Genomic DNA, 18,661 nt, shown 5'->3' with positions numbered 1-18,661 from the left:
AAAAATGTAGTACCCAATAAAAAGGGTACTACATTAAATAAGCACTATTTAAGCAGTTTCGTCAAGTTTGCCATTTCAATTGCAGAGATTGCTGAATCATATCCTTTATTCCCAGCCTTCGTTCCCGCGCGTTCTATGGCCTGTTCAATGTTCTCTGTCGTGACGACACCAAATATGATAGGTATGCCACTCTTCAGGTTAATCGCTGCAACTCCTTTAGCTACTTCATTACATACGTAGTCATAATGGGAAGTTGAACCTCGAATAACCGTACCCAAGGTAATTACAGCATCATACTTACCACTTTCCGCCATCTTTTGTGCAATAAGAGGAATTTCAAAAGCTCCCGGCACCCATGCTACAGCGATTTCTTCCTCTTGTACTCCATGACGCTTCAGGGCATCAATCGCTCCGTTAAGTAATTTACTTGTGATAAATTCATTAAAGCGGCCTACTACAATCCCATATTTCAATCCTACGGATACTAAATTACCTTCAAAATATTGTGTCATACTAAATCATCTACCCTTCTCATTATATTATTGGTTTGAATCTTCGTTCTGTTCCATATCATCAAATTCCATTAAATGCCCAAGCTTAGCTTGCTTGGTATGCAAATAGCGACTGTTATCTACGTTCTCTTGCATTTGAATAGGTACCCGCTCTACAACTTCTAATCCGTAACCTTCTAGCCCCTTAATCTTGCGCGGGTTGTTCGTGAGCAGCCTAATATGACGTATACCTAGATCTTTCAGAATCTGAGCTCCAATGCCGTAATCTCGCAGGTCTGCCGCAAAACCCAGTTTTAAATTTGCATCTACCGTGTCCAGACCCTCTTCTTGTAGTTTATAAGCTTTCAATTTGTTAATAAGACCAATACCGCGGCCCTCTTGACGCATATAGAGCAGAACACCACTACCAGCTTCATCAATCTGTCGAAGTGCTGCTGCAAATTGCGGTCCACAATCACAACGGTGGGAGTGAAATACATCCCCTGTCAAACATTCAGAGTGTACACGTACGAGTAACGGTTTACTGGGATCAATCTCTCCTTTAACCAATGCAAGATGCTCTTTATCATCCACTTCATTCGTGTAAGCAATCACTTGAAACTCCCCATAATCCGTTGGCATACGCACTGAGACTTCTCGACTAACCAATCTTTCTTTTTCATTACGATAATGGATCAAATCTTTAATGCTGATTAATTTTAATTCCTGTTTACGAGCAATCTCGTATAGATCAGGCAGTCGTGCCATCGTTCCGTCTTCCTTAATGATCTCACAAATGACTGCTGCTGGATAAGAACCACACATCCGAGCTAAATCTACAGCTGCTTCCGTATGGCCTGCTCGGCGAAGGGCCCCCCCCTTCTTCGCAATCAGTGGGAACATGTGCCCCGGTCTACGAAAGTCACTACTCGTTGCATTCGGGTCCATGATAGCCTTAATGGTCAAGGAGCGTTCATATGCAGAAATACCCGTTGTTGTATCTTTATGATCAATCGATACCGTAAAAGCAGTTCCGTGGTTATCGGTATTATGAGCAACCATCGGTCTCAGATCAAGTTCATCCGCTCGTTCTTGGGTGATTGGTAAACAAACCAATCCTCGGCCTTGAGTAATCATAAAGTTAATAACATCTGGGCTGGCCTTTTCAGCTAGCGCTATAAAATCCCCTTCATTCTCACGATCCTCATCATCTACGACGATAATCACCTTACCTCGCATCAGATCATATATGGCTTCTTCAATAGGATCAAAATTGATTTCTTTCTCCATGATCGTTTCCTCCTAAAAGTTTTGAAGAGTTACTTTGAAGCGTTACTTTGAAGCGTTACTTCACCGCTACGATAACGGATTGTCCTTTCGATCGCTGTTGCCCTCCGATTTCTTGATTATATACCGCGTATCGCGGTTGAAATCCGAGGGCAAGCATATGCTTTCGACGTAGCTTTCCTACGGAAAACTTGTAGGCGAGCGCTATCGCTTCTCCACGACAATTCCGTCCTCTTCGCTACTTCGCATTTAACCCATTATTTTCTGCAAATACTCACTATGGTGTAATGCCAGTTATCAAGCGTCACGCAAATCCGTTTCGGGCTAGATATTCCATATCTATACCCGAAGGCTTCCCACTATCTTGCTGTTTAGTCGAACCATACTGGAGCAAATGCTCTACGTATTTTCCAAGCACATCGCATTCAATATTCACGGTGTCGCCTGCACGTTTATGATTAAGAACTGTCTGTTCTAGCGTATGTGGTATGACGGATACTTCGAATGTACTTTCTTTGACTTGAACCACTGTCAGGCTTATTCCATCCAGTGTTATCGAGCCCTTGGGAATAATATATTTGAATATATTCTGGCTTATAGGTTTAATTTCATACACTACAGCATTCTGATTCCTAGTGACATGTTGTATTCGACCGATCCCATCCACATGTCCTTGCACGATGTGTCCACCAAAACGTCCATTAGCGATCATTGCCCGCTCTAGATTCACTTTACTACCCGTCTGAAGATCCTTCAGATTCGATTTTCGAAAAGTTTCTGGCATGACGTCAGCTGCAAAGGAGTGTGAATCTAATGAGGTTGCTGTGAGGCATACACCATTAATTGCAACACTATCTCCTATCTTCAAATCACTCATAATGGTTGACGCTGTGATGTGCAGTACCATCGCTTCACCATTCCGAGTAATCCCTCGTAGCGTGCCTATTTCCTCAACTAACCCTGTAAACATCAATATCACCGCATTTCAAGTAAATTAGGTCACCACACAGGTATGCCACTAATGCACAGATTATCTCCCAATTGCTCTACTTCCAACGATTCTAATCTAACCGCATCCTTCATCCATTCACTTCCCTCAAAAGAGAAACTACTCGGTGCGTTAATGCCTCCTATAATTTTGGGTGCTAAATAAATCAAGATTCGATCAATAAGCTTAGCTTCTAACATCGATCCATTTAAAGTTCCGCCGCCCTCTAGAAGAATCGAACCTATTTGCATGGCACCCAACTTTTTCAGAGCTAGTGATAGATTTACACGCGGCCCATCGCCGCAAGATATCACGGTCACACCAGCTTCATGAAGCTGCTCTTTCTTAGAAACATCCATCTGTTCTGTAGTCAAGATAATAGACTGAGCTAATCCATCACGTACAACATTGGACTCTAATGGGATGCGTAGTTTGGAATCCACAATAATGCGAATTGGACTCAATCCTTCCACTGAAAGACGCGTAGTCAAATGTGGATTATCCATCACAACCGTCTCCACCCCAACCATAATTCCTTGATGACGGTGTCGCAATGTATGCACCTGTTCACGTGCCAATTCGTTAGAAACCCATTGACTATCTCCTGTTTTGGATGCTATTTTGCCATCCAACGTACTGGCAGTCTTCAATGTGACGTATGGAATTCCTGTCGTGATATACTTGATGAATTTCTCATTGAGCTTCAACGCTCGCTCTTGTAGTAATCCGACATCAACTTCAATCCCTTGCTCTCGTAGCATCGCAATCCCCTTACCAGCAACTTGGGAATTAGGGTCTTCGCATGCAACCACAACCCGCTTGACTCCTTCTTTAATCAGACGTTCACTACAGGGTGGTGTCGTACCATAATGACTGCAAGGTTCCAAGGTAACATAGACAGTGCTTCCAAAGGACTTCTCACTGGCCATATTTAAGGCATGAACTTCTGCATGTGCGGTACCACGCTCTAAATGCGTTCCCAGACCGACTAAGACTCCATCCTTTACGACTACACATCCTACAACAGGATTGATATGCGTCTGCCCCTGAGCTCGTTCAGCCATATCTAGCGCGAGCGCCATATAAAACTCATCGTTCATGATTTCCAATATCTCATTCACCTCCGCCTTCAACGAACCTTTTTTTCGCGAACCTTTGCCATGAATACACAGCATACAGAAAAACCCCTTACCTGATGATAGATACTCATCCGTTAAGGGGTTGGAATATTGAGAGTCACATAAGAATACACAAAGAAAAAGTCAATGGATAATTACCCAAATAGACCACTGCAAATGTATAAAAATTTGCTTGCGGAAATATTGTGAAAGCCATCACATACTTTTGTGTTTTATCTTTGAACGCTTTCGCGATCACTTAAAGTGATTTACGTAAGCTGCTCTCCTTCTCCCATCCAGACTTTACTGTCGGTCCCGGAATTGCACCAGGTCCACCGTACGCTACATACATAAGCGTCCGGGTCACGGACTAAGTCTAATCGTGTGCATAGGTATGCTATTAACGAAAAGACATCACCGCCGGTAGGGAATTTCACCCAACCCCGAAGGATAAATCAATATGAAATTGTATTTATGTACGAATATTAACATCAAAAAATCAAAAAAACAAGAGTAGTAAATTATTGAGATCATCATAACTTGTTCCAATACATTAAACGCCACAAGGAGAAACGGCTACACCGTCTCTTAAGGACCGGGTATCCGTTTCTTCGGAAATATAAGAAGTAGAGTATCAAGTTAAACTTATACTTTCTTATATTTCAAAAAAAGCTAATCCCCTAAGAGATTAGCTTTTTTATGAAATATGATATTCTTACGCTTCGTCCCAAACTTTTACTTCTTTCATTTTATCATTTGCTTTGATACTGTCTACAAGTTCAATTCCACTTGTCACTTTACCAAATACAGTATGAACACCATCTAAGTGTGGTTGTGGAGCATACACGATAAAGAATTGGCTACCACCAGTATCTCTACCTGCATGAGCCATAGACAATACGCCTCTAGCGTGTTTTGTTGTGTTGCTAGACGCTTCACATTTGATCGTATATCCTGGTCCACCCGTACCATTTCCAGTTGGGCATCCACCCTGTGCAACAAAGTTAGGGATTACACGGTGAAAACTTAGACCGTTATAGTATCCGCTATTAGCCAATTTTTCAAAGTTAGCTACTGTGTTTGGTGCTTCTTCTGGTAAAAACTCGATTTCAACTACGCCACCATTTTCCAATTCAATTGTACCTTTTTTCATAATTATCCATCTCCTTCAAATATGATGTGATTACATTTAAACTCAAGGCTAGGTAAATCATTCCTTGCAATCGTTACAGACATCCTATAGTTTACTATGAAACATTACCTTAAAGCAAAAGAAACAAGGACATCCTAAACAAAGGGATCAATCCTTGTGTTAATATACAAGGATTAATCCCTTATCTTTAACTATCTCTGTCATGTACAACAATTCATTCTCAAATTTATTTCAACACCGCTTGCTTACGAATACGCTCAGGAATAAGATCGTTCCCAACAATATTCTGGAAGCTTTCACGCTTCACGACCAGGTCACTTTCTCCGTCCTTAACGAAAACAACACCTGGACGACGAATACGATTATAATTGTTCGCCATTGAATAGTTATACGCTCCAGTACAAGACACGGCTAATAAATCTCCACTTTCAACTTCAGGAAGTTTAACATCCCAGATCAACATGTCACCACTTTCGCAACATTTACCTGCAATGGAGACGATCTCTTCCTCAGCATCATTTGCCCGATTAGCTAGTACAGCTTCATATTGTGATTGGTACAAAGCTGGACGAGGATTATCCGTCATTCCACCATCAACAGCAACATATTTGCGAACCCCTGGAATATTCTTTTGAGTACCGACGGTATACAAGGTTGTTCCCGCGTCCCCAACGATACTACGCCCTGGTTCTACCCAAATCTCAGGCAACTGATTAGAGATACCTGCAAAGTGTTCTTTAACCGCGTCTGTGATTGCTTTAACATATTGGGAGACTTGTAGTGGTGTATCACCATTAACATAACGGATACCAAATCCACCGCCAAGATTGACTACTTTAAATTCAACCCCAAGTTGTTGTTTTACACCCTTAGCAAATTCAGCTACTTTTTGAACAGCCATTTGGAATCCTTCTACCTCAAAGATTTGAGATCCAATATGGGAATGAACACCAAGTAATTCAATATTCGATTGTTTAGAAGCTGTCTCTACACCTACAAAAGCTGAACCATTTCCAATATCGAACCCGAACTTGGAATCCGTCTGTCCTGTAGAAATATATTCATGTGTATGTGCTTCAACACCTGGAGTAACACGAAGGAGAACTTTAACACGCGCGTTCTTCTCAAGTGCAATGGCTTGCAACAAGTGCAACTCAATCAAATTATCGACTACAAAGCAGCCAATTCCTGCATCGATCGCCATTTCGATCTCTTCCGGTGTTTTGTTATTTCCATGGAAATGAATACGATCAGCAGGAAATCTTGCCTGTAGTGCTGTAAATAATTCACCCTCAGATACGACATCCAAAGACATTCCTTCTTGCTCTACTACCATACACATTGCCATCACACAAAACGCCTTACTTGCATAAGCCACCTGAAATTGAAGACCCGATGCCTTAAATGCTTCAACATATTCTTTACAGCGATTCCGGACCAATTGCTCATCAACGATATAAAGTGGTGTACCAAATTTTGCTTTAAGATTTACAACATCACAACCACCAATTTCCAAATGTCCATTTGCATTTATTTTACTTGTACCATGTAAGAACATTTCTGCAATCCTCCACTTTTTATGGAATAATAAATTTTTCCATCTGAGTTTTCATCAGTATATCAGACTCCTGAAATAAGAGTAAATGGATTAATTTGCAGATCATTTGTATTAATCTCCGTGGATTATTCATTACCTTCTTGGGGTGGCATTCGTGTATTATCCCTCGGTTTATTGAAAGAAGGGCGTTTCTTATTCGCCAACACTGGCATACGGAACAAAATTTCGGCCATTGCCTTTGCATTAAAAGGTATAAATGGCCATAAATATGAAGAGTTGTACGATCTATGCAACGTCAATAAGAGAACAAGCAACGTCGTACCAATCACAAATCCCGGTACATGAAAAATGGCCACTGCAACAAGTAAAACAAGCCGAACGATCCGATTAGCGAGACCCAGTTCATAACTTGGTGTAGCAAACATTCCAATCGCAGCAATTGCCATATATAACACGACTTCATTGACAAATAGACCTGCTTTAACTGCAGTATCCCCTACTAGAATAGCTGCAATCAAACCCATGGCTGATGCGATTGAAGTTGGGGTATGAACGGCAGCAAGTCGGAGCAAATCCACACCAAATTCCACCATAAGAAACTGGCCAATTAGAGGGATTTTCCCTATCTTATCTGGACCAATAAACCCCAAAGCAGCCGGTTTCAGTTCGGGGTTCAGAACAAGTAACATCCATAGTGGAAGTAGGAACATGGAGAATAAGATACCTAGAAACCTTACCCACCGCAAATAAGTGCCGATAAAAGGAGTTTGTCGATTCTCTTCTGCATGCTGACATAGATCAAAAAATGTTGTTGGCATAATCATGACACTTGGTGAGGTATCAACGAATAAAACAATTCTACCCTCCAGTATATGCGATGCAACAACATCTGGACGTTCTGAATATCTTACCAATGGATAAGGGTGCCATCCCTTATTAATTATGGCTTCCTCAAGTTGTTTATCTCCAAGAGGTATACCGTCAAGATTCACTGCTTTAATTTTCTCTCTAATGGTATCTACTTGTATCTTATCGACAATATCATCAATATAAGCAATACACACATCCGTCCGCGTTCTTTTACCTACCTGAACAATCTCGTATTTCAGTCCAGGGTCTCTAATACGACGTCGTACCAATGACACGTTCGTAAGCAACGTCTCTGTAAACCCATCTCTAGATCCCCTAACCACACGTTCGATGGACGATTCTTCAGGGTTACGTGAGGGATACGCACGTGTATCTATCATGACTATAGTGCTATCACCTTCAATAAAGAAAGCACTCATACCTGTAAGAACCTTGTTGATACCTTCACTTAATGTCGTCACTTTTTCCACTTGAATATGAGGTATGTATTTATCAAAGAAAGACTTCATGGCATCTGAGCTGACTTCGCCTTTATCAAGCAAGGTCAATCTGATGAGAATTTCCGTCATTATATGACTGGATGTAAAACCACTAATAAATAGTATCCCAGTTTCAATTCCACCAAAGTTCATTTCCCGAAACACAACGTCAAAAGAAGAGCCTAACCCCATGACCTCGTTTAACACCTTTTTAACTTGATTGAGTTCCCCCGAGAATTTATCATCATCCTGCCAATAAATGATCGATTCTTCAATCGAATCAGACATTTCACTATCTCTCTTATCCTGAAGTTGTTGTTGACTTGCATCGTCCTTTTTTTCATTTTCGTGATCCGTTGGTGCTTCTATCGACATATGGACTCACTCCTTCTATACTAGCTATCTCCGAAACACATACCAATCAAAAAGTGAACCCGCCACTTTCCCAAAAATCATTGCCATTAACAGACCTACCAAGTAGTTCTTCATATGGAGACGTTTAGCAAGGATAGGGAGCACATTCAACACTTCTGTTAACGCCGCTGCAAGAAGACCTACGAATACACCAAAAAACAATCCAATAATTAACCCAATAAGCGGATTAAATGAACCTTTCCAATTCCAGAAATCACATACCGTTCCTACTAAAGACCCTACGATCATTGCCCCTTCATACCAATGTACTTTGTTATACGAATTGGTAAGTTGCGCGAGCCTAGGTACGATATCAAGGACCAGAATAAATGCAATGACTCCACTTCCGACAGCGATTCCTCCCGCGATACCTAATAGTATTTCTACAGTCCAAGTCATTATCATCATAATGGACTGTCATCTTGTTTCTGATGTTTCGTTCCGATTCTTTTATACTCTTCAGCAACTACGAATTGATCAATGTTCTCCTGATACAGAAACATTTCAACTTCTAGTGGCGTAGGTTCCTCATTCCATTTCTTCTTAAAAAGATGATTGAAAAACACAACCATACCGAATCCTATCCCTATCGAATAGGCGGTTTGAAAAAGATATGGATGTTCATCTCGTTTACCAGTGATCATCTCGACAACCCTAATTTGTACTTCCATCATGTTCACGTCCGCATGAAAATTCATAATCGTAAGTGCGGAACCAAAAAACAACAATAACCACACAAGTAAGAACAGAGGAATGGAAGGTTTCTTTGGATTTCCAACAATTTCAACAATGACCTGTTGAAGTCCAATCGATTCGATAAACACTTTCGGTATTACTTTCTTAATCTGTGGAATGATTTGCATCAAATCCATCACAAGCATGTTTCCATCTTTTTGAAGAGGAAGAGCTAATTCTAGGCTGAATAACTCCTCTTCCCACTCTGGTTCACTCAAAATATGAGCGATATCTCCAAGTTTTATCATCTTACCCCGAGGTATTTGGACACGCTTTTTGAGTTGAAGATAAACCGTGGGAGTGGAAACCTGTGCCATAACGAATCACTCCTATTCTGCTAAATTATCGTTAGTATGGTAAATAACTGTGTTTTTTAGTCAAGACAAAAGGATAATGTGCATACTTTATAATCAACTTCGTCTCAACAAAAAAAAAGCACACCATGAATTACTGGCGTACTCCTTTTCGTTCAAACATTGTTGTTATGAAATCTAATCAAGATTTACTACCATGTCCCGGCCTGGATCACTGTAGCTGTAAAACCCTGGATTCAGCTCAAGTATTCCTTCCATGGCATCGATTTTGTAACGATCCGTTCTTGTGCTAGTAGTTACCATTCCTCTCACGGCTGAATTAGGATAGACCTCGTTGCCGTCAACACGCATCATGGTTTGGCTGATGCCTTTGAATTGGGATGAATCAGACTCTGATTGGACAATCAGATCTTCGCCATCCATATAGTAAGTGAAATGGATCTCAAAACCCTCCAGTTTTAGTTCAGCAGACTGTTTCTTCTTACCCGGTTGGCTGAGCGTGATCCAATTTGTGGTCTTATCACGTTTCGTAACTACAGCATCCTTCAACATTAACTTCATCGGTACTGGAGACCAGTCTTTGTACCATTCCGGTGATTCGAATTGGTATACATATTGATACTTTTTCGGGTCAGATCCCTTCAAGTTGAGCTCTCCTTTTATCTCTTTGTCACCAATAGCTAGCTGAACCGTTTTATAGAATACTTCTCCTTCTTCTTTTATACGTCTCATCGATTTGTCTTGCTGAATATTAACATTAATTTTCAGCGGCGTAATGATGAGCTGTTCCAGCGTAATTCCCGCCTTTTGTTGGAATTCGACGTTTGCTTGCAGTTTTCGTGAATAGATCGCTTCGCTTGCCTTTTTACCATCCACTGTGAAATCAAAATTCCACGTACCCGTAATCCGCTTTGCTTCCTCAATATAATTGAAATAAAGATCTACCGTTTCCCATTCTTCTTCGGTTAGATTGAATATCTGCTCGATGAGTAAATCTGAGCCCTCGTGATGGAGTTGGGTTGGAACGCTCACATTGTTTTCGTTAGTGTTTGTCTTAATGCTCAGGTGTGGATTCCCCTTGCCCCCATCTAACATGGACGCTGAAATATTGTAGCGGACCATGAGCTGATTTTTGGACTGTGTTACCGATTGAATGCGAATATTGGGGTATTGCTTAGATCCGGTAGAAATAACATCCCCCGCTTGATGGCGTGATTTCAGAGGAACTTCTTTATATTTATAAAAAACAAGATTCTTTGCCTCAAGCGTATACTTTTCCTTATTATGTTGTATTTCATCCTTGGATTCATAAATACCGAGTAGTTTTTCACTTGCTTTATCGTATTTTAGATACCCGTTGACTGTCTCGGTTCTACCCGATTCATCTGTAATGGAGGTTTCCTCTAGCACACTCGCATCATAAAGCGTAGGGTCCTCTTCAGAGTCGAGTGAGACAATCATTTTCATCTTATCTCCATCGGTTACGACACCATTAAGACTCATCGTGACACCCGTACTGGATACGCTTAGGTCATATCGCTGACCAAATCCGTTATTAAGTGCAGTAGTTACATTTTTGCCACCAATGAGGCTGTCCCAATTCATCGCCACACCAGCGAACGTGGGAACAGCAATGACCATAAAACAAGAGAAAACAATAGCCGCAGGAACGAACTTCTTTCTTCGCCGTATAGAGTTCGTCTGCTCCATCACCGATTTCCGCTTGGACGATTCCTGTTCAATTGCGTTCCACATCGCATCATAATCCGGTTGCGAGTTTTCTTCATTCACTTCACTTTCAAAGCGTCGACTCATTTCCAACCATCTCCTTCACTTGGGATGCCGCCTTATTTTGAAGTAGCTTTAATCCCCGATTTAATCTAGATTTTACCGTTCCTTCAGGTACGTTAATCACGTTAGAAATCTCCGGTACTGTCAGTTCATTTACATAACGTAGTGTAAATACCATCCGAACTTTGTTAGGGAGCATGCTGTATAGCTTATAGAACTCCACTTTGGTTTCCCTCTGATCATAACTCTCCTCTACCGGATTGGATAAGCGTGGACGTGAGCGTAAATAAGCACTTAATTCTTTGGTCCAGCCGTTTTTACGCCTTCTGAGCACACTATTGCACTCATTTGAGGCGATTCTCAAAAGCCACGCTTTGATCTCCCTTATTTCTGACCTGTCGGTTAGTATTGCTTTGACGAACACTTCCTGGCAAATGTCCTCCGCATCTGAGCGGTTTTGCATCATGAAATAGCAGAGACGGTATACTTGTTCCTTGTACGTCTCGAACAGTTCGCGGTCGTTCACTCTGAAACACACCTCCCTCGTAATAGACTCGACTCTATGACCGATAACACCAATAAATCGTTCATTTTTATTCTAAGATACCGTTATAGCTGCATTGTTACAAGCATGTGAGCGAAGATACTTGTCCTCATTCGTCACAACTTACCCGCTCCTTACTCATATAAAAAAAGAGCTATCCCTAGCCATTTATGACTAATAGGACAGCCCTTCTGTAAGAGTACTCTATTTATTAAGGTGATACGGTACGGTTGTAATAACAATATCCTTATGATTAACCAGAAAAGTACGAATAAGTAAACTCGACTGGTTGTGTAAAATATTTTGCCACCAATGCTTCGTAATGAACTGTGGAATAACGATGGTAATATGATCGCTTGCAGCTGTTTTCCATTCAACGGTTTCAATAAATCTCAGTAGTGGTTTGACTACACTTCTATAACGTGAACGAAGAACGATTAGACGTACACCTGGATTCCATTCCGCCCATTTCTGTTCCATCTTATGAATCTCTTCTTCATCAAAACCAATATACACCGCTACCACATTATCCGATAATGAACGAGCATAACTTATAGAATTAAGTACGACTCGAGTAATCCCGGAGACCGGCACTAAAAATGTACTGCCTTTGATTGTCGGTTTATCCATATCAAGCTGAATACGTAATTGATCTGCTGTATTGACATAATGGCGGTGAATCCTTAAAAAGAGAAGCATAACTAACGGTAGGAATATAAATACCATCCAGATATGCGAGAATTTCGTGAAAATAAAAATAAGCGTTATAGATAATGTCGTGATCATACCAATGGTATTCACAACAAAACGTTGTATCCATGCTGATGGTTTTGTTTTGTACCAATGAATCATCATCCCAAGTTGAGAAAGTGTGAACGGAATAAATACACCGACCGCATATAGCGGAATTAAGCTACCCGTATCTCCATGGAATGCCGCAACAAGGACAGATGCTAGAACTCCTAGAATGATAATCCCATTAGAGAAGCCCAGACGATCACCTCGAACCATAAACATATGAGGCATGAACTTATCCTTAGCTAACATAAATGAGAGCAAAGGAAATGCAGAATACGCAGTATTAGCGGCTAGAAAGAGAATGAGTGCTGTAACGCCTTGTAAAGCGTAATAAAGAAAGCCACTTGCTAACCATTTTAAAATATCCCCTTTTCATACAACTTGTAATAGCTATGCTGTGCGCCACTTCGGGGAAGGTAGCTTGCGGATTTTTCCACATAAAGCCCATACGGAGGAATTCCGCACAGTTAAAGATATGGTCAAAAACCCACCAAAGCTTACGAGGTTAGCTGTCGGATTCGGACTGTGGAATAGCCCTACATAATCAAGTCACCTACCACTTGATTTACGATTCACCCCATTTGGCATGAAAGCCAGAGTTTGGTTCCCCCGCTTTTCCTTTTTAAGAAAATTCAGCGCATATACAACTTATCACGAGAGCTAATTATAATGCGCGCGAAAGAAACTGTATATATGAAATCACCTGAAAATGGATGGATTTTTTGTGAAAATTCCTGAAAATTTTAACTTTGTATATATTAACCACATCAAAAAAACCTGAGATTAATTCCCCAGATTTTTTTGATGTGTTATTGTGCAATTTGTTCACGGATAAGCTGAAGGATCTTCTTTTCCAATCGAGATACCTGTACCTGAGAGATTCCAAGCCTGTTGGCTACCTCAGATTGTGTCTGATCTCGATAATATCGAAGATAGACAATAAGCTTCTCTCGTTCAGACAATCCTTCTATCGCTTCATTTAGTGCGAGTTTATCAAACCATTTATCTTGAGATTCATCCGCGATCTGATCCATTAAAGTAATGGGATCTCCATCATTCTCATAGACGGTCTCATGAATTGAAGTTGGAGGTTTGTTCGCTTCCTGCGCAAACACAACTTCTTCTGGCGTAACTCCAAGTTCATCCGCTACCTCTTTTATCGTCGGCAGTCGATTTAGTACCTTGGAGAGCTCATCCTTCTTCTTACGAACCTTATTAGCCATTTCCTTCAACGAGCGGCTCACTTTGAGTGTTCCGTCATCACGTAAGAAACGCTGAATTTCACCAATGATCATAGGAACGGCATAAGTAGAAAATTTAACGTCATAGCTCAGATCAAATTTGTCAACGGATTTCAAGAGTCCGATACAACCGATTTGAAACAAGTCCTCTGGCTCATATCCTCGGTTCATGAACCGTTGCACAACTGACCAGACGAGACGAATATTACAGTGTACCAGTGTATCCCGGGCTCCGTTATCACCCGATTGACTAAGTGCAATAAGACGTTTGACTTCTGAATCTTCCAAGTAGGTTTGCGAAGCTTTCTTCACATCAGCATCCATACGTCCAACCCCTATTTATATAAAGCTTTCTTGGATTCAATCCTCTTCTTCATCCTAATCGACGTGCCAACTCCCGGTTCGCTTGTAACTTCAAATTCGTCCATGAAATTCTCCATGATGGTAAATCCCATCCCTGATCTTTCTAACTCAGGCTTAGAAGTATACAACGGTTCTTTTGCAAGATCCAGATCTTCTATCCCCTGTCCACGATCCTCCACGGTTATGGTGACCGTCTCTCTTTCGATCTTAGCTGTAATGGTGACCGTTCCTGTGGAATCAGAATCATATCCATGAATAATGGAATTGGTTACTGCTTCCGACACAACCGTCTTCAGATCACTAAGCTCATCCATTGTAGGATCTAGCTGTGAGATAAATGCAGCGACAGTGATTCGAGCAAAAGATTCATTCTCCGATTTGGCCGCAAACGTAAGCGTCATGAAATTGTGAGCTAAGACCTGTTCTTCACTCATGACACAACCTCCAGACTTGAGAGTGCATCGCTCTCACTTTCATAAATAGGCATAATTTTGAACAATCCCGACATCTCCAATAGACGGAAGACGGGTGGAGTTGCATCACATACGGCCATTTTTCCGCCCTTACTCTTAATAAGCTTATACCTACCAAGAATCACACCTATACCTGAACTATCCATAAATTGTAGATCTTTCAGACTTAGAACAATATGATTGGTCTGCTGACTATGAATAGCTTCATCTAGCTTCATACGAACTTGATCCGCAGTATGATGGTCAAGTTCCCCTATGAAACGGACGATGAGTACTTGACGATGATGTTCCATTTCCATTTGAAGATTCATATATTGCTCACTCTCCTCCTTGTCATAAACAAAGAGTTCTAGAAATGAAAATCATATTCCTGCATCACGACAAAACTAGAAGAAATCTGCTATCAATCAACAAAAAATAATTTAGCTGTCGTACGTTTGAACATTGTCCACCAACCAGCCTTATCAACCTTGGATGGAGATTTTAATTCAAACTTCTTAATGACTTGATCTCCTTGATATACAACTAGATTCCCTAGAACCTGACCTTGCTCAATTGGAGCTTTGAGTTCTGGTTCTAATTGCAGTTCATGTTTAAGGTTTGAAGTATTGCCGATTTTCTTCATGAGAACACTATATTGTTGTCCCGCGACAAGTTCGATCTCTTTGCTCTTACCTTTTTTAATCTCTACTTTACCTATCACGTCGCCCTGCTTATAGATGGTATGTTTCGTATATTGAGAGAACATGAAATCAAACATCTTAGATACTTCACTATTACGAGTCTTCGTATTAGGTTCACCCATGACGACCGATATGGCTCTTAAACCATCTCTAACCGCTGTAGCAGATAAGCAAAATTTAGCTTCTGAAGTATATCCAGTCTTCAATCCATCTGCACCTGTATAGAATCTCACCAGTTTATTCGTATTCACTAACCAGAAAGGACTCTTCGATTCTTTTCGTAAATAATCCTGATATGCACCCGTATATTTTGTAACCTCTTTATGCTTCAACAGCTCACGACTGATGACAGCAATGTCATGGGCCGAAGAATAATGGTTATCCGCCGGAAGTCCATTACAATTGACGAAATGACTATCTTTCAATCCAAGCTCTGCCACGCGATTATTCATCATTTGTACAAAGGCCTCTTCAGACCCTGCAATGTGCTCCGCTATAGCTACAGATGCATCGTTACCAGACGCCATAGCTATACCTTTGAGCATTTCATCAACAGACATCTCTTCGCCAGGCTCAAGAAATATTTGTGATCCACCCATAGAAGCAGCATACTCGCTTGTCCGAACTTTATCCGTAAGTTTAAGTTTTCCTGAATCTATTGCCTCAAGCGTTAACAGCATGGTCATAATTTTAGTAATACTAGCAGGCGGAAGCTTATCATGACTATTCTTTTCATAAATAATCGTACCGGTGTCCGCATCCATCAATACTGCTGACAAAGCACTCGGAGCAAGATCTGGTTGCGTCTGACTCGTGGCCTTCTTCTTTTCCTCAGCAGCGTATCCATTCACCGGATAACTAAGAGAAACGAGACACAACACCGTTACAACGATTAGTAGCATTTTTTTCAAAATTAGTCCCCTCCTGACGTGAGATTGGTTATTACACAGAAATATAAACATTGTAATAACGTACCTTCCATTCAGTGTCGTCAGGTTCACCATAAAATATTCCATTAACATCCTTTTTGTTGTGAATATTTTTTAGAGACAGCAAAAAACCACAGAGAAATATTCCCTGTGGATCTTAACTATTCGATAGTTGCTGTTAGAGGCGCTGGACACATCTAACGTAACAATGGCATTAATTAGCGAAGCCCCCCCTCATAACAAGATGCCTATTATCCACTGTCACAGCGATAATAAGCACCTATGTCTTTATTACATTTGAGGAATAATATCCAGTACTAACCCTAGGAACTTCTCACGAACTCGTTCGGTCGTCTCCATCACTTCATCATGAGATAATGGTTGATTCAGAATGCCAGCTGCCATATTACTAATACAAGAAATACCGAGTACTTCCATTCCCGAATGGCGTGCAACGATAACCTCAGACACGGTAGACATCCCCACGGCATCAGCACCCAATGTACGTAACATAACAATTTCAGCAGGCGTCTCGTAGGTTGGACCTAACAATCCAGCATAAACGCCCTTCTTCGCTTTAAAACCTCTTGCCTTCGCCGTTTTCTTAGCTATTGTACGAAGACGAAGACTATAAGCTTCCGACATATCTGGGAAACGTACACCCAATGCCGCATCGTTCGGTCCTATTAATGGATTAGTACCTGTCATATTCAAATGATCAGAAATGATCATCAAATCTCCTGGTTCGAACTCCTTGTTCACGCCTCCAGCTGCATTCGTTACGAGCAGGCTTTTAACACCTAACTCTTTCATTACACGTACAGGAAAAGCCGTTACCTCTGGTCCATAACCTTCATACATATGGAAGCGGCCTTTCATCATCACAACCGGACGACCCTTAATCGTTCCTAACAGTAGTTCCCCTTCATGTCCTTCTACAGTAGACACAGGAAAGTGTGGAATGTCTTGATAAGGGATTGCTACACCATCCTCGATCAGATCTGCCAATATCCCAAGCCCAGAACCAAGAATGAGTCCTATCTCAGGTTGAATATTACTCTTACTAGAAATATATTGTGCAGCCTCTTGAATCGTTACTTGATTGAAATGGCTCATTACACAGCTCCCCCTTAACTTATACTAATTCGTGTAAAAAGCTTGTACCATACTTAGGTAACTCTGCTCCGAAAATATCAGCGATCGTTGCTCCCACATCGGAGAAAGTTCCCCGAATACCTAGACTTGATGTTGCACTCAGACGAGGGCTGTATACAAGTAAAGGTACATATTCCCGTGTGTGATCCGTTCCGCTATGAATAGGGTCATTTCCATGATCGGCGGAAATAATTAATAGGTCATCTTCATTCAACTTTGAAAGTAATTCTGGTAGGGCTTGATCGAATTCTTCAAGCGCTCGACCATATCCTTCAGGATCACGACGATGTCCATACAAGGAATCGAAATCAACAAGATTAACAAACATGAACCCGTTGAAATCTTTAGATAATTGATCAATCGTTACTTGAATTCCATGTTCATTGCTTTTCGTTGGATAGGAATCCGTTATACCTTCACCTGTAAAGATATCATGTATCTTTCCTACTGAAATAACATCCTTACCGGTTTCTTGCACAGCGTTCATCACAGTGGCTTCTGGAGGCTTCACAGCGTAATCATGACGATTCGGAGTACGAACGAAGTTTCCTGGTTCACCAACGTATGGACGAGCAATAACTCTACCTACTGAAAATTCTGGTGCCATCGTTAACCTACGTGCAATTTTACAAGCTTCATATAGTTCTTCTAGCGGTATAATACCTTCATGTGCAGCGATCTGAAATACGCTATCTGCAGATGTATAGACAATCCAAGCTCCTGTCTTCATCTGCTCCTCACCATACTCCACAAGAATATCCGTACCAGACGCCGGTTTATTCCCAATGACCTTACGTCCTGTTTCTTCCTCGAATTTCTTTATCAATTCATCAGGGAACCCATCCGGATATGTATTGAAAGGGATATTTATCTTGAGACCCATCAGTTCCCAATGACCCGTCATGGTATCTTTCCCAACAGACACTTCCTGCATCTTCCCATAATAAGCTGTTGGACTCTCTACCGGACTTAGCGGAGGTATTGGTGCAATATTGCCTAGTCCCATCTGTTGTAAGTGAGGTAACTTGATATCCACTCTATCCAATATATGTCCTAGGGTATGGGAACCAACATCTCCGAATTCCGAAGCATCCGGTGCTTCACCAATACCCACGCTATCTAATACGATGAAACATACTCTTTTAAAAGCTTCATTCTTAACATTAACCATTAGAAATCACTCCTTCTTATATCTTAAATGTCTCGTTGAGAACTACATTTACAATTTCACTTATGACCTTTAATTATGCCTTACCCACAAGATAGACAGCTTCAGT

The 18,661-nt window shown here is 41.1% G+C and carries 17 protein-coding genes, 1 pseudogene and 2 riboswitches; all 18 genes and pseudogenes read right to left on the bottom strand.

Annotation, left to right across the window (positions count from 1 at the left end; translation table 11 throughout):
* Positions 1–44: 44 nt before the first annotated feature.
* On the bottom strand, positions 45–512 hold the full coding sequence (gene ribH, locus PGLA_RS06070) for a 6,7-dimethyl-8-ribityllumazine synthase (RefSeq protein ID WP_068530261.1): 468 nt from the start codon (positions 510–512) through the stop codon (positions 45–47).
* Between the two features lie 27 nt (positions 513–539).
* Positions 540–1,781, bottom strand: coding sequence for a bifunctional 3,4-dihydroxy-2-butanone-4-phosphate synthase/GTP cyclohydrolase II (locus tag PGLA_RS06065; protein WP_068530259.1), 1,242 nt, complete (start codon positions 1,779–1,781; stop codon positions 540–542).
* A 301-nt stretch (positions 1,782–2,082) separates the two neighbouring features.
* A complete protein-coding gene (gene ribE, locus PGLA_RS06060) occupies positions 2,083–2,748 on the bottom strand; it encodes a riboflavin synthase (protein ID WP_068530255.1) in 666 nt (221 codons plus the stop codon).
* A gap of 29 nt (positions 2,749–2,777) precedes the next feature.
* Positions 2,778–3,875, bottom strand: a complete 1,098-nt coding sequence (gene ribD / locus PGLA_RS06055) for a bifunctional diaminohydroxyphosphoribosylaminopyrimidine deaminase/5-amino-6-(5-phosphoribosylamino)uracil reductase RibD (protein ID WP_068531309.1) — start codon at positions 3,873–3,875, stop codon at positions 2,778–2,780.
* A 289-nt stretch (positions 3,876–4,164) separates the two neighbouring features.
* Positions 4,165–4,339, bottom strand: a riboswitch (FMN riboswitch).
* Between the two features lie 260 nt (positions 4,340–4,599).
* Entirely contained in the window at positions 4,600–5,037 is a 438-nt protein-coding gene (locus PGLA_RS06050) for a peptidylprolyl isomerase (RefSeq protein WP_068530251.1), read from the bottom strand.
* A 226-nt stretch (positions 5,038–5,263) separates the two neighbouring features.
* The gene (gene lysA / locus PGLA_RS06045; protein ID WP_068530245.1) at positions 5,264–6,595 is read right to left on the bottom strand and encodes a diaminopimelate decarboxylase; all 1,332 of its coding nucleotides are present in this window, start codon (positions 6,593–6,595) and stop codon (positions 5,264–5,266) included.
* Positions 6,596–6,720: 125 nt separating this feature from the next.
* Positions 6,721–8,319 carry a spore germination protein gene (locus PGLA_RS06040; RefSeq protein ID WP_068530242.1) on the bottom strand — a complete coding sequence of 533 codons (1,599 nt, stop codon included), beginning with the start codon at positions 8,317–8,319 and terminating at the stop codon, positions 6,721–6,723.
* A gap of 24 nt (positions 8,320–8,343) precedes the next feature.
* Complete coding sequence (locus tag PGLA_RS06035; protein ID WP_145939507.1) at positions 8,344–8,763, bottom strand: stage V sporulation protein AB; 420 nt, start codon at positions 8,761–8,763, stop codon at positions 8,344–8,346.
* Complete coding sequence (locus tag PGLA_RS06030; protein ID WP_068530235.1) at positions 8,763–9,410, bottom strand: stage V sporulation protein AA; 648 nt, start codon at positions 9,408–9,410, stop codon at positions 8,763–8,765. The genes PGLA_RS06035 and PGLA_RS06030 overlap by 1 nt, the downstream gene beginning before the upstream one ends.
* A 174-nt stretch (positions 9,411–9,584) precedes the next feature.
* Positions 9,585–11,222: a DUF4179 domain-containing protein gene (locus tag PGLA_RS06025; RefSeq protein WP_068530231.1), complete on the bottom strand. Its 1,638-nt coding sequence runs from the start codon at positions 11,220–11,222 to the stop codon at positions 9,585–9,587.
* Positions 11,206–11,724, bottom strand: coding sequence for an RNA polymerase sigma factor (locus tag PGLA_RS06020; protein ID WP_068530226.1), 519 nt, complete (start codon positions 11,722–11,724; stop codon positions 11,206–11,208). The genes PGLA_RS06025 and PGLA_RS06020 overlap by 17 nt, the downstream gene beginning before the upstream one ends.
* Before the next feature lie 222 nt (positions 11,725–11,946).
* Positions 11,947–12,882: pseudogene (locus tag PGLA_RS06015) on the bottom strand (amino acid permease); the annotation flags it as partial.
* A gap of 137 nt (positions 12,883–13,019) precedes the next feature.
* A riboswitch (cyclic di-AMP (ydaO/yuaA leader) is annotated at positions 13,020–13,188 on the bottom strand.
* 161 nt (positions 13,189–13,349) lie between these two features.
* The gene (gene sigF / locus PGLA_RS06010) at positions 13,350–14,105 is read right to left on the bottom strand and encodes an RNA polymerase sporulation sigma factor SigF (RefSeq protein ID WP_068530224.1); all 756 of its coding nucleotides are present in this window, start codon (positions 14,103–14,105) and stop codon (positions 13,350–13,352) included.
* Positions 14,106–14,116: 11 nt separating this feature from the next.
* A complete protein-coding gene (gene spoIIAB / locus PGLA_RS06005; RefSeq protein ID WP_068530221.1) occupies positions 14,117–14,578 on the bottom strand; it encodes an anti-sigma F factor in 462 nt (153 codons plus the stop codon).
* Positions 14,575–14,928: an anti-sigma F factor antagonist gene (spoIIAA, locus tag PGLA_RS06000; RefSeq protein WP_068530219.1), complete on the bottom strand. Its 354-nt coding sequence runs from the start codon at positions 14,926–14,928 to the stop codon at positions 14,575–14,577. The genes spoIIAB and spoIIAA overlap by 4 nt, the downstream gene beginning before the upstream one ends.
* Before the next feature lie 92 nt (positions 14,929–15,020).
* On the bottom strand, positions 15,021–16,202 hold the full coding sequence (locus PGLA_RS05995; RefSeq protein ID WP_145939506.1) for a D-alanyl-D-alanine carboxypeptidase family protein: 1,182 nt from the start codon (positions 16,200–16,202) through the stop codon (positions 15,021–15,023).
* A gap of 318 nt (positions 16,203–16,520) precedes the next feature.
* Positions 16,521–17,345 (bottom strand): purine-nucleoside phosphorylase, encoded by an 825-nt coding sequence (locus PGLA_RS05990; protein WP_068530214.1) that lies wholly within the window; start codon positions 17,343–17,345, stop codon positions 16,521–16,523.
* Between the two features lie 19 nt (positions 17,346–17,364).
* The gene (gene deoB, locus PGLA_RS05985; protein ID WP_068530211.1) at positions 17,365–18,555 is read right to left on the bottom strand and encodes a phosphopentomutase; all 1,191 of its coding nucleotides are present in this window, start codon (positions 18,553–18,555) and stop codon (positions 17,365–17,367) included.
* Between the last annotated feature and the right edge of the window lie 106 nt (positions 18,556–18,661).

Source organism: Paenibacillus glacialis (assembly GCF_001637205.1).
GTDB classification, from domain to species: Bacteria; Bacillota; Bacilli; order Paenibacillales; family Paenibacillaceae; genus Paenibacillus_AQ; species Paenibacillus_AQ glacialis.
This window is presented reverse-complemented; position numbering and strand designations above follow the sequence as displayed.